At 63.4% G+C, this 13,784-nt stretch carries 14 protein-coding genes; 5 read left to right on the forward strand and 9 right to left on the reverse strand.

Annotated features, from left to right (window positions below; all coding sequences use genetic code 11):
* Positions 1–14: 14 nt before the first annotated feature.
* On the reverse strand, positions 15–1,439 hold the full coding sequence (locus ACZ9EJ_RS13015; protein WP_251091070.1) for an MFS transporter: 1,425 nt from the start codon (positions 1,437–1,439) through the stop codon (positions 15–17).
* Between the two features lie 170 nt (positions 1,440–1,609).
* Between ACZ9EJ_RS13015 and ACZ9EJ_RS13020 the strand changes: the two genes are divergently transcribed.
* Positions 1,610–2,239 (forward strand): outer membrane protein, encoded by a 630-nt coding sequence (locus ACZ9EJ_RS13020; RefSeq protein ID WP_046629834.1) that lies wholly within the window; start codon positions 1,610–1,612, stop codon positions 2,237–2,239.
* Positions 2,240–2,407: 168 nt separating this feature from the next.
* Here ACZ9EJ_RS13020 and ACZ9EJ_RS13025 read toward each other — a convergent pair whose 3' ends face one another.
* The gene (locus ACZ9EJ_RS13025) at positions 2,408–2,764 is read right to left on the reverse strand and encodes a hypothetical protein (protein ID WP_046642342.1); all 357 of its coding nucleotides are present in this window, start codon (positions 2,762–2,764) and stop codon (positions 2,408–2,410) included.
* Positions 2,765–2,870: 106 nt separating this feature from the next.
* Here ACZ9EJ_RS13025 and ACZ9EJ_RS13030 point away from each other — a divergent pair, with 106 nt between their 5' ends.
* Complete coding sequence (locus tag ACZ9EJ_RS13030; protein ID WP_046642341.1) at positions 2,871–3,083, forward strand: hypothetical protein; 213 nt, start codon at positions 2,871–2,873, stop codon at positions 3,081–3,083.
* Positions 3,084–3,161: 78 nt separating this feature from the next.
* Here ACZ9EJ_RS13030 and ACZ9EJ_RS13035 read toward each other — a convergent pair whose 3' ends face one another.
* From ACZ9EJ_RS13035 to ACZ9EJ_RS13055, 5 genes are all read right to left on the reverse strand, one after another.
* The gene (locus tag ACZ9EJ_RS13035; protein ID WP_046642340.1) at positions 3,162–3,362 is read right to left on the reverse strand and encodes a heavy-metal-associated domain-containing protein; all 201 of its coding nucleotides are present in this window, start codon (positions 3,360–3,362) and stop codon (positions 3,162–3,164) included.
* A gap of 299 nt (positions 3,363–3,661) precedes the next feature.
* Positions 3,662–4,093 (reverse strand): Cu(I)-responsive transcriptional regulator, encoded by a 432-nt coding sequence (gene cueR / locus ACZ9EJ_RS13040; protein ID WP_046642339.1) that lies wholly within the window; start codon positions 4,091–4,093, stop codon positions 3,662–3,664.
* Positions 4,090–6,522, reverse strand: a complete 2,433-nt coding sequence (locus tag ACZ9EJ_RS13045) for a heavy metal translocating P-type ATPase (protein WP_046642338.1) — start codon at positions 6,520–6,522, stop codon at positions 4,090–4,092. The genes cueR and ACZ9EJ_RS13045 overlap by 4 nt, the downstream gene beginning before the upstream one ends.
* Positions 6,523–6,673: 151 nt before the next feature.
* Positions 6,674–7,786 carry a helix-turn-helix transcriptional regulator gene (locus ACZ9EJ_RS13050; protein WP_080955854.1) on the reverse strand — a complete coding sequence of 371 codons (1,113 nt, stop codon included), beginning with the start codon at positions 7,784–7,786 and terminating at the stop codon, positions 6,674–6,676.
* Between the two features lie 247 nt (positions 7,787–8,033).
* Entirely contained in the window at positions 8,034–8,465 is a 432-nt protein-coding gene (locus tag ACZ9EJ_RS13055; protein WP_046642337.1) for a winged helix-turn-helix transcriptional regulator, read from the reverse strand.
* Positions 8,466–8,553: 88 nt separating this feature from the next.
* On the opposite strand from ACZ9EJ_RS13055, the gene ACZ9EJ_RS13060 reads away from it, so the two are divergent.
* Positions 8,554–9,369 (forward strand): oxidoreductase, encoded by an 816-nt coding sequence (locus ACZ9EJ_RS13060; RefSeq protein ID WP_046630054.1) that lies wholly within the window; start codon positions 8,554–8,556, stop codon positions 9,367–9,369.
* Positions 9,370–9,426: 57 nt separating this feature from the next.
* Positions 9,427–10,428, forward strand: coding sequence for an NADP-dependent oxidoreductase (locus ACZ9EJ_RS13065; RefSeq protein WP_046642336.1), 1,002 nt, complete (start codon positions 9,427–9,429; stop codon positions 10,426–10,428).
* 10 nt (positions 10,429–10,438) lie between these two features.
* Here ACZ9EJ_RS13065 and ACZ9EJ_RS13070 read toward each other — a convergent pair whose 3' ends face one another.
* Positions 10,439–10,900, reverse strand: coding sequence for a YcgN family cysteine cluster protein (locus ACZ9EJ_RS13070; protein ID WP_046630053.1), 462 nt, complete (start codon positions 10,898–10,900; stop codon positions 10,439–10,441).
* A gap of 186 nt (positions 10,901–11,086) precedes the next feature.
* On the opposite strand from ACZ9EJ_RS13070, the gene ACZ9EJ_RS13075 reads away from it, so the two are divergent.
* Positions 11,087–13,300, forward strand: a complete 2,214-nt coding sequence (locus ACZ9EJ_RS13075) for a transglycosylase domain-containing protein (RefSeq protein WP_046642335.1) — start codon at positions 11,087–11,089, stop codon at positions 13,298–13,300.
* On the opposite strand, the gene ACZ9EJ_RS13080 is transcribed toward ACZ9EJ_RS13075, so the two are convergent.
* Positions 13,281–13,760: a hypothetical protein gene (locus ACZ9EJ_RS13080; RefSeq protein ID WP_255737245.1), complete on the reverse strand. Its 480-nt coding sequence runs from the start codon at positions 13,758–13,760 to the stop codon at positions 13,281–13,283. The genes ACZ9EJ_RS13075 and ACZ9EJ_RS13080 overlap by 20 nt on opposite strands.
* Positions 13,761–13,784: the final 24 nt, after the last annotated feature.

The following is a 13,784-nucleotide window of genomic DNA, read 5'->3' on the forward strand; positions in this document are numbered from 1 at the left end:
TTTTGTTGCGCCACTCAAGGCTTGGCCAGCCGCACCCCGAAACCGAGGAGGAAGGTCAGCAGCGCACCGGCGGCCGCAGTCCCGTAGAGCCACAGCGCCGGCCCGCCGGCCTCGCCGTTTTCCAGCGCCGAAACCAGCCCGGTCGCGCTAGCGATCATCCCGGCAACTCCCGCGCCGATCGCGTAACCGGCGGTCGAAATCGTCGGCAGCAAGGCACTTGCGAGATCGCGCTCCTGCCTTGCTGCCGCTTCCATCGCCGCCTGGTTGACGCTTGCCCAGGCGACGCCGAAACCCGTTCCGATCGCCACCTGGCCCGCGAGCAGCAGCACCAGCGAGCCGCTCGCGAACGCAGTCGCGAGGCAGAGGAACCCAACCAGTTGAAACAATGCGCCTGCGCGCATCCACCGATGCCTCGGAGCCAGCGCGGTAATCCTGCTCGCGACCACCGCGACCGCACTCCAGGCGAGCGCCATGGTCACCACCAGATAACCGACCACCGCCGGCCGGAAACCGAAGACGGCGTCGATCATCAGCGCCAGATAAACGCTGCCGACCGAATGGCTCGCCGACATCAGGAATAGCACCCAGAACCCGTGCCCCAGCACCGAACCCAGCCGGAAGGCGCCTTCCGGAAACAGTCTTGGCCCGATCCGACCGTCGAGCTTCAGCGCCGGCAGGAAAAGCCCCGCGCCCGCGACCACCGCCACGGCCTGCATCGCCCCGCCGCTCACCACCGACGACAGCGAGAGGACGAAAGAAGCGGCCAGGCAGAGCGAGATGGTGGCGACGGAGAGCGGCACCGGCGCCGCCTCGGTCACTCTCACCTTCGCAGTCAGCGCAAAGACGGCCAGCAGAGCCACGAAGGGCGAGACGGCCAGGAAAGACGCCCGCCAGGAATAGGCTTCGGTCAGAAGCCCGCCCGCCAGCGGCCCGGCAATCGCCGCCACCGCCCAGACGATCGCCTCCACCGCAAACACCTTGGCGATCAGCGCGGAGGGAAAGTTGGCGGGGATGAGGCTGTAGCAGATCGCCACGATCAGACCGTCCGCAATACCCTGCAGCAGCCGCCCGGCCATGATCCAGGAAAAGGCCGGCGCCGATAGCGCCAGCAGCCCGCCGGCCGCAAAGATCAGTGCCGAAAGGACGAGAATGAAGCGTGCGCCGAAACGGTCGCGCATCGCCGCAGCCCCGGTACCGCCGGCGATCGAGCCGAGGAAATAGAGCGTATAGGCCCAGCTGAAATAACCGGTGCCGCCGATCTCCTTCGCCGCCGGCGGGAGCGCCGCGACGATGGCGAACTGGTTGAAGGCATGCAGCCCGATCCCCGCCGAGATCAGCCCCAGCATCGCCCCTTCGCGGCCTTTGAGAAGCCTCGACCAGCCCACATTCACATCCTGCAACACGCCCTGCCCCTTGCCCGGTTTTTCAGTCCGGGGCACGCTACAACCTCAACCATGATTGAGGTCAAGGGGAAAGCCAAAAATTAAAACTACGCTTTTTCAGCATCTTAAGGCGTAATTGCAGATTTCTTGCGATGTTGTATTTTAGCTACAGCTTTCCAAGCAAATCGCACTATTTGCGTTTTCACCAACAATCGGAGGAAATATCCATGAAGGCTCTTTTCATTTTTGCAGCGTCGGCCGCCATGACCGCCTCTTCCGTTGCTTATGCAGCCGACGCCGTCGAACAGATACCGCAGGCCCCGCAGGCCGTCGAAATGCCGGTCGTGTTTTCCTGGAACGGCCCCTATATCGGTGCTCACACCGGTTATGCCTGGGGTGACGGTGATGCCCCCGGCGGTGGTTCGGACGATTTCGACGGCTGGAGGCTTGGCGGCTTCGTCGGTTATAACTGGCAGTTCTCCAGCGGTTTCGTGGCCGGTATCGAAGGCGACGTCAACTACGACTGGAACGAGAACAGCTATGCCGGCGGCATCGACATCGACACCGGGTTCTCCGGTTCGGTTCGCGGACGCGTCGGTTATGCCATGGACCGCGCGTTGATCTTCGCGGCAGCCGGCTGGACGGCCACCACCGCCCATATCGACGGCGGCGGTTTTGACGACGACGACATGCTCAACGGCTGGACGGTCGGCGCCGGCGTCGATTACGCCTTCACCGACAATGTCTTCGGCCGCCTCGAATACCGCTACAACGACTTCGGCAACGGCAGCCTCGCAGGCGCCGATTTCGACTTCAAGCAGCACGTGATCAACGTCGGCATCGGCGTGAAGTTCTAAGCCGTCGTTTCAGACCGGTCCCATTGCTCCACCTTGTGAAAGGTGGAGCCGAATCTCGGCGGACGGCCGGCGTCCTCAGGGGCGTGTCAGCACCTTGAAGGTGATGAACTGCGTCTGCTGTTCTTTTGAGAAATTGTTGTCGGAAGCGAAGGACCTGCCCGGCGAGGCTTAGCTCGGAAAAAGCTCGTTGCAGCGCCGGGCGAAATTGGCGACGAGGCTCGCATCCTTTTCGGCCAGAAGAGACAGCGCGGTGACATGCTCCTGCATGTAGCCACGGGCCTCCTCCTTTGTTCGGCCGAGCTTCTCAAACTCGGATTCAGCTCGTCGCGACAGATCATCGAATTTCGATTTATACCCGACAGCCCGGGCTGTTTCGCCCGATTGGCCGTATGCCTTGGCCAGGATCACAAAGATTGCTCCGCACTGGAACGGATAGTCGCTACGCTTAGGGCTTTCCTGCATCTGAGCCTGACCAAGCGTGCTTATGGCAATGACGACCAGCAGCGATAGAATGGCTCTGCGCACATCAATTCCCCTCAGTTGCGGTCAGGACCGGACACTACCCCTGGCGAAAGGAGAAGCCCGATCTTACATCGGGGGAAGAAGGTACTCGCGAAAGTTGATCTTGGACATGGAGCAGGAAAAACAAAGACTTGCTGGAAGGCTGCTCTGGCTGTTGGAGATCGTCTGGACCGTTTTGATCATGTCCATGGCGACCGCCGTTGGGGCCTATTTCGGCTGGCAGAACCACGGACTTGGCGGCGCGCTCGCGCTTGGATTTGTCGGCCTTGTCGCCGGCGGTTTCCTTAGCTCACCATCACTTCTCCTGCAGGTGTTGAATTGAGGTCCTTGCCGCGCTGATCTGCGATGGTTGCGCGAAGGTTTTCAACGCCATGCGCGCGATCGGCCAGGGAATCTCACTTCAGACCGCCGCCCGCTCCGGCGAATACCCCGCCTCGCGGATCGCCTCTTCGGCCTTCACCGCATCCCCTTCGATCGTCACTTTCTTGGCGGCGAGATCGATCGCCACCGCCGCGCCCGGCAGGGCTTCCGCCAGCGCGCCGCGCACGGTCTTTTCGCAATGGCCGCAGGTCATGTCCGGCACGGTGAAAATCGCAGTCATCGGAATCTCCTTGTTCGATGTTTTCGTTGTGCACCTTCCCATGGAGGGAAGGTCAAGTGTGCTGGATGCATGTCAGACGCGTGGGAATTGCCCCTCATCCGCCTGCCGGCACCTTCTCCCCGTCTTGACGGGGAGAAGGGCACAAGCGGCATGCTCACCGCCCCCTCCGAGATAACGAACAGAAGAAATACGCGTACTGCCTCGATGTCAGGGAAGCCGGCGCGGCATATGTCCTTCTCCCCGCGTGCGGGGAGAAGGTGCCGGCAGGCGGATGAGGGGCGATTCCCATCGCGAGACCTTCAGGCATGCATCTTCTTCCCCGCAGCCCGATCCCCCACCACCCCATTCCCCGCCAGGTCGTCGAGGATCGGGCAGTTGGGGCGGTTGTCGCCGCCGCAGCAATGGGCGAGGTGTTTCAGCGTTTTCACCATGCCCTGCATCTCGGCGATGCGCCGTTCGAGATCGCCGATATGGGCGGTCGCGACGTCCTTGACGGCCGAGCTTTCGCGGTCCTTGTCCTGCCAGAGCTTCAGCAGCGTCTCGGTTTCCTCCAGCGAAAAGCCGAGATTGCGGGCGCGCTTGATGAAGCGCAGGATATGCACCTCCTCCTCGCCATAGACCCTGTAATTGTTGCCGCTGCGGCCCATCGGGCGGATCAGTCCGATCTCCTCGTAATAGCGGATCATCTTGGCCGATACGCCCGACGCGCTGGAGGCTTCGCCGATATTCATATCGTTTCTCCCACTTTCACTGTCTTCAGCCTGAGCGCGTTGCCGAGCACGAAGACGCTCGACAGCGCCATGGCGCCGGCGGCGATCATCGGCGACAGCAGCCAGCCGAAGGCCGGGTAAAGCACGCCGGCCGCGACCGGTACCAGCGCCACGTTGTAACCGAAGGCCCAGAACAGGTTCTGCTTGATATTGGTCATCGTCGCGCGGCTCATGGCGATCGCCGAAACCGTGCCCGAAAGTTCGCCGCCGACCAGAACCACATCGGCGCTTTCGATCGCCACATCCGTGCCGGTGCCGATGGCGATGCCGATATCGGCTTCGGCAAGCGCCGGCGCGTCGTTGATGCCGTCGCCGACAAAGGCCAGCTTACGGCCACCCGCCCGCATGTCGTGGATCGCCGCCACCTTGCCTTCCGGCAGAACCTCGGCGACGACTTGCCTGATGCCGACCTGACGGCCGATGGCTTCGGCGGTGCGGCGGTTGTCGCCGGTCACCATGGCCACTTCGACACCCATGGCCTGCAGCGCCCTGATCGCCTCACGGCTCGACGGCTTCAACGGGTCGGCGACGGCGATGGCCGCCGCCAGCTTGCCGTCCACCGCTGCATAAAGCGGCGTCTTGCCTTCATCGCCAAGCCGGGCGGCGGCCTCGGCAAAAGCCTCGACCGAAAGGCCAAGCTTTTCCATGAAACGGTCGGCGCCGACCGAAACCCTGCGGCCACCCACCTCCGCCTCGATGCCATAACCGGTCACCGAGGCGAACTTTTCCGCCTTCGGCACGACCAGGCCCTTGGCTTCGGCCGCCTTGACGATCGCTTCGGCAATCGGATGTTCGGACTGCGCCTCGACGCTTGCGACCAGCGCCAGCACCTCGTCTTCGGCAAAACCTTCAGCCGTCACCAGATCGGTCAGTTCCGGCCGGCCCTTGGTGACGGTGCCGGTCTTGTCGACGACGACGATCTGGACATTGCGCAATTCCTGCAGCGCCTCGCCCTTGCGGAACAGCACGCCAAGCTCCGCCGCGCGGCCGCCGCCGACGACGATCGAGGTCGGCACGGCAAGTCCCATGGCGCAGGGGCAGGCGATGATCAGCACGGCGACCGCATTGACCAGAGCATGGGCGAGCGCCGGCTCGGGGCCGACGAAAAACCAGACGGCGAAGGTCAGCGCGGCCAGCGCAATCACCGCCGGCACGAACCAGGCGGTCACCCGATCGACCAGCCCCTGGATCGGCAGTTTCGACCCCTGAGCCTGTTCGACCATGCGGATGATCTGCGCCAGCATCGTGTCGCGGCCGACCTTGTCGGCCCGGAACCGGAAGGCACCGGTCTTGTTGATCGTACCGCCGACCACCGTGGCGCCGGCCGCCTTTGCGACCGGAAGCGGTTCGCCCGAAATCATCGATTCGTCGACATTCGAGGAACCGTCGATCACGGTGCCATCGACCGGAATGCGCTCGCCCGGCCGGATCACCAGCACGTCGCCGGCGACCACCTGTTCGGTGGGGATATCCAGCACCTTGCCGTCACGTTCGACGCGGGCGGTCTTGGCCTGCAGCCGGCTGAGTTTTTCGATCGCCTCGCCGGTGCGGCCGGTGGCGCGCGCCTCGAGCAGCCGGCCGAACAGGATCAGCGTGACGATCACGGTGGCGGCTTCATAATAGACGAAACGGGCGCTCTCCGGCAGTAGATCCGGGGCAAATGTCGTCACCAGCGAATAACCGTAGGCCGCCAGCACCCCGACCGCGACCAGCGAATTCATCTCCGGCGCGCCGCGGAAAAGCGCCGGCAGGCCGATCCTCAGGAACCGGAAACCCGGGCCGAAGACCACCACCGTCGCCAGCGCGAAATAGGCGTAATAAAGGTTCTGCGTCTCGATCACGCCCATCAGCCAGTGATGGAACGGATCGTAGGCGTGGCTTGCCATTTCCAGGACGAACAGCGGCAGGGTGAGCACGAAGGCGATCGCCAGGTCGCGCTTCAGCACGCCCTCCTCGCCCTTGTGCATGTGCATGTGGTCATGCCCGCCGGCATGCCCCGCCTGGTCGTGGCCCATGGCGGCGTGGTCCATCCGGTCGTGGGCCCCTGGCGCGGAATGCCCGGGGTGATGCTCGTGGTGGTGTTCGTGCCCCGCCTGCGCCGTCGGCGCCACGGGCGGCATCATGCCCGCCTCACGCATCGCATGGTCCATGGCGCCGGGCGGGATCTCGTAACCGACCTTCCTGATCGCCTTCGTCAGTTCCTCCGGCGAAAAGCCTTCGGCCGATTCCACCGTCAGTTTCTTGGTGGCGAAGTTGACGGCGCTCCTGTCGATGCCCGGCACTTTGGCCGCGGCGGTCTCGACGCGGCGCACGCAGGACGCACAGGTCATGCCCTCGACGGGAACGGTGAAGGGCTCGGCTTTGTGGATCGGTTTGACGGCCTGGTTCATGCGACGGACCTCACTTTCCCACCCTATGTGGAGCTTCCCATCATGGGAAGGTCAAGGGGTGAAATCGCAATTCTCGGGCGGCGTCCGCGGGATGGCCCGATCGCTCTCGGGGCGGGCCGGTCTTCCGGACGATGGGACGCTGGAAAAGGCGTCAGAGATCCTTGGGGCCACCGCCGAAGCTCGGCGCATTCAGCCCCGACAGCAGCAGGACCAGCTCCGCCTGGCGGGTGGTGCCGGTCTTCAGCATGATCTTCTTCAGGTGCGAGCGCACGGTTTCGAGCGAGATGCCGAGGGAGGTGGCGATCATTTCCGGCGTCTGGGCAAGCGCGATACCGCGCGCCACGCGGGCTTCCGCGGGGGTGAGGTCGAAGAGGCCGCAGAGCACCCGCATGTCCGGCGGGCCGACCTGCCCCACCTGGGTGACGGCGAGCACCGCCATCGAACGGGAAAAGATGTCGCGGGCGGCGCGGCGGACCGGCAGAAGATGCAGGATCAGCGGCGGAATGCCGTCGCGCGCCGCCATCGGCAGCGACTGCACGGTCGGTGAAGACTGCGCCTTGTAGCGTTCGATCGCCTCGTCCAGCAGGGCGGCGGCGCCCGCCCCTTCCAGCACCAGCCGGTCGCCGGCACCGGTGCGGATGCGCGGGCTCAAGCCCTCCATTTCCGGATTCATGGCGATGATCTGGCCGCCGTCGCCGATGACTGCCGCCGGCAGTCCCAGCATGGACAGCGTTTCGGTCATCGAGCGCGCCTCGTTGAAGGCCAGCCGCGACGAGATGTAGGCCGCCCGGGCGAGATGCGGCTTCAACAGATTGAGGTGCGCCAGCTGTTCATCGGAGAAATGCGTCATGCCCTTGGCGCGCATCATGCTGATGACCACGACATGGCCGGTCGGCTCCTGAAAGGCCCAGCCTGCCTCCCACTCCATGCCGTGGGGCAGCAGGAAATCGCGGCGGATCGGGTCGTCCTCGAATTCCTGGCCGCTCATGATGTCGACTTCCCTGGCGAAGGAGAAAGGGAAGCGCTCCATTCCGCGCGCGGGCCGGACATTGTTGAACCTGTGCTCGCTCCTGACGAACTCGGCAAAGGCGTCGGCGATATTGGGAGTGGTGACGTAGCGATGATTGCCGCTGCCGTCGATGGTGAAGATCGAAGCCGTGCTGGACCCCGCCTCCAACGCTATCCTCTCGCAAGTTTCCGTCCAAAGCTCAGGAACCAGAGCTGCCTCGTAGAGGCGGTCTGCCAGCGTGCCTTCTGCATTCATCTAGGTGCCATCGAATGAATTCGGAATGAATCTTGAATGTCACCGTAGTCTTAGCGTTTCCGCACGCCCGGGCATACTGGTAGAATTACCTGAAAAACTCGCGTAGCTCGCTTTAACTTATGTCATTGACAGGTAATAAACCTGTGCTTCGAGGCGCTTCCCGCCTGTTCCTTGCTCGCCGGTTTAGCCCCGAGGGACAGCCACCGGCAACGGGACTCAGGACCGGGTTTTCAACCGAAGTTGCGGCTCATTCGGGCGCGGAGATCCGGATAGGACGCGTTCCGATCGGAGCGCCGCTAACACGGTCGATGGTGACGGGATCGATCTCCGTTCCGGTCTCGGCGTCCAGGAACCGGGTCACCTTGCCACCACCGCGATGCTTGCGTCCCCACGCGCCGATCGCAAACAGAACCGGCAGAAAGTCGCGGCCGGCTTCCGTCAGCACATATTCGTCCCGTGGCGGACGCTCGGAATAGCGGCGTTTTTCCAAAAGCCCGTCCTCCGTCAGGCCTGAAAGCCGTCCCGTCAGCATGGTCGGCGCAATGCCGAGGCTCTTGCGAAACTCGTCGAAGCGGGTCAGCCCTGCATGGGCGTCGCGCATGATCAGCATGCTCCACGCGTCCCCCACAAGCGCTAGGCTCCGGGCGATCAGGCAGGGCTGGTCAGAAAGATTTTTCATGTCGATATCTTTTTAGTAGTGACTTAGTACTGATTTGATAGTAACTGATCGCTCAACAATGTTCCATCGCAAAATGAAAGCGGAACCGATGAGCAAGAAAAAACGTGGCGTCGCCCTGGTGACGGGTGCCTCCTCAGGAATAGGACGGGTGACGGCACAGGCGCTGCGGCGGGATGGCTACCAGGTCTTCGGCACCAGCCGGAAGCCGATGCCGGACACGGCCGACGGGGTGACGATGCTGATCTGCGACGTGACCGACGACGCATCCGTCCAAAATGCCGTCGACGAGGTCCTGCGCCGCGCAGGGCGGATCGATCTTCTCGTCAACAATGCCGGGATCGGGCTGCTTGGCGGCGCCGAGGAATCCACGACCGAGCAGGCGAAGGCCATTTTCGAGGTGAACGTGTTCGGCATCATTCGGATGACGAATGCCGTCCTGCCGATGATGAGGGCCAATCAGCGGGGCCGCATTGTCAACCTGAGTTCGATACTCGGGCTGATCCCCGCTCCTTTCAACGCCCTTTATGCATCGACCAAGCACGCCGTCGAAGGGTATTCGGAATCTCTCGACCATGAAGTGCGGACCCAGGGCATCCGCGTCGTGCTTGTCGAGCCCGGCGTAACCCGCACCGCCTTCGAAGAGAACCTGACGCGCGCTGACCGGCCGCTTTCCGTCTATGACGCGGTCCGCGCCGACGCGGAACGGCTGATGCGCGAAATCGTCGCGAAGGGAGATGCGCCGGAAGTGGTCGCCGAAGCCGTCGTAAAGGCCGCCAATGCGCCATTGCCCAAACGGCGCTACACTGCCGGAAAAATGGCAGGACAGATCCGCCTCGTACGTCGCTTCCTGCCCGAAACCATCGTCGACAAGAACCTTCGGAAGTTCAACAGGCTTCCCGTCTGAGCATTCATCGCAAGCCCGCCGGCGATGCCGGCCGCCACGGAAACGGAAGTTAGTCTGATGAAATCATTCCTGATCGATCGCTATCGCAAAGGCGGCGCCCTGCGGCTTGGCGAAATACCCGAGCCGGCATTGCGCGACAACGACGTCATGGTCGAGGTTCATGCGGCCGGCGTGAACGCCCTGGACAACAAGATCAGGGACGGAGAGTTCAAGCTTATCCTGCCCTACCGCCTTCCACTTGTGCTCGGCAATGATGTGGCTGGCGTCGTCGTCCGGGTCGGGGCCAATGTCCGGCACTTCAAGCCGGGAGACGAGGTCTATGCACGCCCGGCCCAGGATCGCATCGGCACGTTTGCCGAATATATCGCCATGGACGAGGCCGATGTGGCGAGAAAGCCCGGCAATCTCACCATGGTCGAGGCCGCGTCCATTCCGCTTGTCGCCCTGACGGCATGGCAGGTCCTTGTCGAGCGGGCCAACCTGCAGAAGGGGCAGAAGGTTCTGATCCATGCCGGGTCGGGCGGGGTCGGCACCATCGCGATCCAGCTCGCCAAGCATCTCGGGGCCCATGTGGCGACGACCACCAGCACCGCCAATGTCGCCCTTGTGAAAAGTCTCGGGGCAGACGTCGTGGTCGACTACAAGAAAGATGATTTCGAGAAGGTGCTGCAGGGCTATGATGTCGTGCTGAACAGCCTGGGCAAGGATACGCTGGAGAAATCCTTGAACGTATTGAAGCCGGGCGGCAAGCTGATCTCCATTTCGGGCCCGCCCGATCCGGATTTCGCCCGGCAGAACGGTTCCGGCTGGCTGCTTCAACAGGTCATGCGCCTGCTGAGCTTCGGCATCAGGAGAAAAGCGGGACGCCGGAAGGTCGACTATTCGTTCCTCTTCATGACGGCGAACGGCGGCCAGCTCGCAAAGATCACCTCGCTGATCGAGGCGGGCCACATCCGCCCGGTGATGGACCGTGTCTTCCCGTTCGAGCAGACCAGCGAGGCGCTGGACTACGTCGAAAAGGGCCGCGCCAAGGGGAAGGTCGTGGTCGCAGTGAAGTGACGGCGCGTCCTCAGCGTTCCTCGCCCACGGTCAGCGGCCAGTCGACCACGTAGTCCTCGAAATCTTCCACGTCGACCTCGTTTTCGCTGACCGTGCGGCCGCGCGCGGAGATGCCGGCCTGGTGCACGGTATCGGGATCGCCCGATACCAGCGGATGCCACCAGTAGAGGTCCTCGCCGTCGCGGACGAGGCGATAGCCGCAGGTCGGCGGCAGCCAGGCGATCTCGTTGACCGTGGTCGGGGTGAGCTGGATACAGTCCGGCACGGTCGCCTGGCGGTGCTGGTAGTCCTTGCAGCGACAGGTCTCCCCGTCGAGCAGGCGGCAGGCGACGGAGGTGAAGACGACGTCGCCGGAATCCCAGTCCTCAAGCTTGTTGAGACAACAGAGGCCGCAACCGTCGCACAGGCTTTCCCATTCATTTTGGGTCAGCTGGTCGAGCTGTTTGGTTTTCCAGAAAGGTTCGTCGGTCATATGGATATCACATTTGCGGCAGTTCGGAACAAAACCCGATATCTGCATTTTACCTGTTGCGATTTTGATATCGCGCATCAACCATTTGTCAGCTAAACCTGATTAACGGTGAGAGGCTAGAGCTCTTGATCCCTTGAAGGGACCGCGTCAAGCACATCTCATCGAAAGGGCGGGGGAATTCCGAAGGTGCAGGACGAGCCAAAGTCATCAGACGACCGGCCGCGCAGCAAGCGCCACCTTCTGCTGCGCATCGATTCCTGGATCGATTCGACCATCTGGAACCTCGGTTTCCGGCTCGGCGAAATCTGGGAAGAAATCACCATCTTCTTCCGCCGTTTTCGCGTCCGCGGCTGGAAACGCGTCGGCTTCGAACTCGCCGGCGAAGCAATGACCTTGGGCACGGCGGGTTTCGTGGTGCTCCTGGCGCTCGCCCAGCCGGCTTTCGAGGAAACCCACGAGGACTGGCGCAACCGGGGCGATTTCGCCGTCACCTTTCTCGACCGCTACGGCAGCGTCATCGGCCATCGCGGCATCATCCACGAAGACTCCGTGCCGATCGACGAATTGCCGGACCACCTGATCAAGGCGGTGCTGGCGACCGAGGACCGCCGCTTCTTCGACCATTTCGGCATCGACTTCTTCGGCCTTGCCCGCGCCATGAGCGAAAACGCCAAGGCCGGCGGCGTCGTGCAGGGCGGCTCGACACTCACCCAGCAGCTTGCCAAGAACCTGTTCCTTACCAACGAACGGTCGATCGAACGCAAGATCAAGGAAGCCTTCCTGTCGCTGTGGCTGGAAGCCAACCTCTCCAAGAAGGAGATCCTGTCGCTCTATCTCGACCGCGCCTATATGGGCGGCGGCACGTTCGGGGCGGCGGCGGCGGCACAATTCTATTTCGGCAAGAACATCACGGAAGTGAACCTGGCCGAGAGCGCCATGCTCGCCGGCCTGTTCAAGGCGCCGGCCAAATATGCGCCGCATGTCAACCTTCCCGCTGCCCGCGCCCGCGCCAACGAAGTGCTTTCCAACCTCGTGCAGAGCGGGCTGATGACCGAAGGCCAGGTGATTGCCGCCCGCCGCAGCCCGGCGACCGTCGTCGACCGCGCCGACGTCAAGGCGCCGGACTATTTCCTCGACTGGGCCTTCGACGAAGTGCAGCGGCTGGCCTCGGCCGGCAAGCTCCACGAACATTCGGTCGTGGTGCGCACGACGATCGACATGGGCCTGCAGCAGGCCTCGGAATCGGCGGTGGAATCGAGCCTTCGCGAATATGGCGACAGCTTCAAGGTCAAGCAGGGCGCCCTGGTGATGATCGAGAACGGCGGGGCCGTGCGCGCCATGGTCGGTGGCCGCGACTACGGCGAAAGCCAGTTCAACCGCGCCGCCAAGGCGCTGCGCCAGCCGGGTTCGTCCTTCAAGCTCTATACCTATTCGGCGGCCATGGAGAACGGCTTCAAGCCGGAATCGACGATTTCAGACGCGCCTATCACCTGGAACGGCTGGTCGCCACAGAACTACGCGCGCTCCTACAAGGGCAAGGTGACGCTGCTGTCGGCCATGGCGCAGTCGCTCAATACCGTGCCGGTCAGGCTCGCCAAGGACTATCTGGGCACCGACGTGATCGTGAAGACCGCCAAGGCCTTCGGCGTCGAAACGCCGCTCAGGAAGGACAAGACCATCCCGCTCGGCACTTCGGAAATGACGGTGCTCGACCAGGCGACCGGCTACGCCGTGATGCCGGCCGGCGGCATGGAATCGCGCCGCCACGGCATCGAACAGGTTCTCGGCTACGGCGGCGACGTGCTCTACGACTTCAACCGCGACGAACCGCCGGCCAAGCGCGTGCTCTCCGAGCAGGCGACATCGTCGATGAACCGCATCCTGTCGCAGATCCCGGTGATCGGCACCGCCCGCAGGGCCGCGCTCGACGGCGGCATCGTCACGGCCGGCAAGACCGGCACCTCGCAGAGCTATCGCGACGCCTGGTTCATCGGCTTTACCGGCAATTACACGACCGCCGTCTGGTTCGGGAACGACGACTTCACCTCGATGGACAACATGACCGGCGGTTCGCTGCCGGCCGCTACCTTCAAGACGGTGATGGACTATGCCCACCAGGGCATCGAGTTGCGCGCCATTCCCGGCATCGACAACCCGCTGCCGACCGGCGACCACAAGGGCAACGCCGTCGCCAAGAAGAAGGATGGCACCACCGATACCGGATTTCAGGCGCTCATCCGTCCGCGTTCCCTGTCAGCCGAATCCACCCGCCTGCTGCGGCAGATCGCCGGAAGGCTGAAGGAGGCCCGGCCGCTCGGACCTGCCACCGCCAAGGTGGCCGACAAGACCACGACGGGATCGGTCGCCGAGGCAACGGCCGTCAGTTCCAGAAACCCCTGAACCCCTGGCTTCCGAGTTTGCCGCGCACGGTCGCGGCGATGCAGAGCGCGGTCACCCCTTCGTGCAGGCCGCCCTCAGTCAGCTTGCCGAAGGCGATCCGGTCCCGCTCCGACAGGCCGCCGCCTGACTGCGAAAGCCAGGCACGGAATTCGGCGCTGCGTTCGGCCTGCCCTACCTCCTGCCCCATCAGCTCGAAAAAGCGGATATAGCTGTCGACCGCGAGGTTCTTGACCGGCGGGCTCGTCCAGCCTTCCCGCGCCGGCTGGGGAAGGCAGATCTCGATACCATCGACGATGGCGCGGCGCGCCTCCGTCGGCTGGCTTTCGGTCAGCGTCATGAAGTCGAGGGAAATGTCCTTCGGGGTCGAAGGCCCCGGCGCCGGTTTCAGGCGGTAATAGGCCCCCGAAAATCCCGCAGCCACGGCTATCAATGCACCGGTTGCCATCATCCATGTTCTCATCGTCTCTGCTCCGGAACGTCGTCG

This window comes from Neorhizobium sp. USDA 3394, assembly GCF_056280385.1.

What these genes read in the sequence shown, in the direction of transcription:
- ACZ9EJ_RS13020 (WP_046629834.1), top strand. Translation starts at nt 1,610, where the DNA reads ATGAAGGCTCTTTTCATTTTTGCAGCGTCGGCCGCCATGACCGCCTCT.
- ACZ9EJ_RS13030 (WP_046642341.1), top strand. Translation starts at nt 2,871, where the DNA reads ATGGAGCAGGAAAAACAAAGACTTGCTGGAAGGCTGCTCTGGCTGTTG.
- ACZ9EJ_RS13035 (WP_046642340.1), bottom strand. Translation starts at nt 3,362, where the DNA reads ATGACTGCGATTTTCACCGTGCCGGACATGACCTGCGGCCATTGCGAA.
- cueR (WP_046642339.1), bottom strand. Translation starts at nt 4,093, where the DNA reads ATGAATATCGGCGAAGCCTCCAGCGCGTCGGGCGTATCGGCCAAGATG.
- ACZ9EJ_RS13045 (WP_046642338.1), bottom strand. Translation starts at nt 6,522, where the DNA reads ATGAACCAGGCCGTCAAACCGATCCACAAAGCCGAGCCCTTCACCGTT.
- ACZ9EJ_RS13050 (WP_080955854.1), bottom strand. Translation starts at nt 7,786, where the DNA reads ATGAATGCAGAAGGCACGCTGGCAGACCGCCTCTACGAGGCAGCTCTG.
- ACZ9EJ_RS13055 (WP_046642337.1), bottom strand. Translation starts at nt 8,465, where the DNA reads ATGAAAAATCTTTCTGACCAGCCCTGCCTGATCGCCCGGAGCCTAGCG.
- ACZ9EJ_RS13060 (WP_046630054.1), top strand. Translation starts at nt 8,554, where the DNA reads ATGAGCAAGAAAAAACGTGGCGTCGCCCTGGTGACGGGTGCCTCCTCA.
- ACZ9EJ_RS13065 (WP_046642336.1), top strand. Translation starts at nt 9,427, where the DNA reads ATGAAATCATTCCTGATCGATCGCTATCGCAAAGGCGGCGCCCTGCGG.
- ACZ9EJ_RS13070 (WP_046630053.1), bottom strand. Translation starts at nt 10,900, where the DNA reads ATGACCGACGAACCTTTCTGGAAAACCAAACAGCTCGACCAGCTGACC.
- ACZ9EJ_RS13080 (WP_255737245.1), bottom strand. Translation starts at nt 13,760, where the DNA reads ATGAGAACATGGATGATGGCAACCGGTGCATTGATAGCCGTGGCTGCG.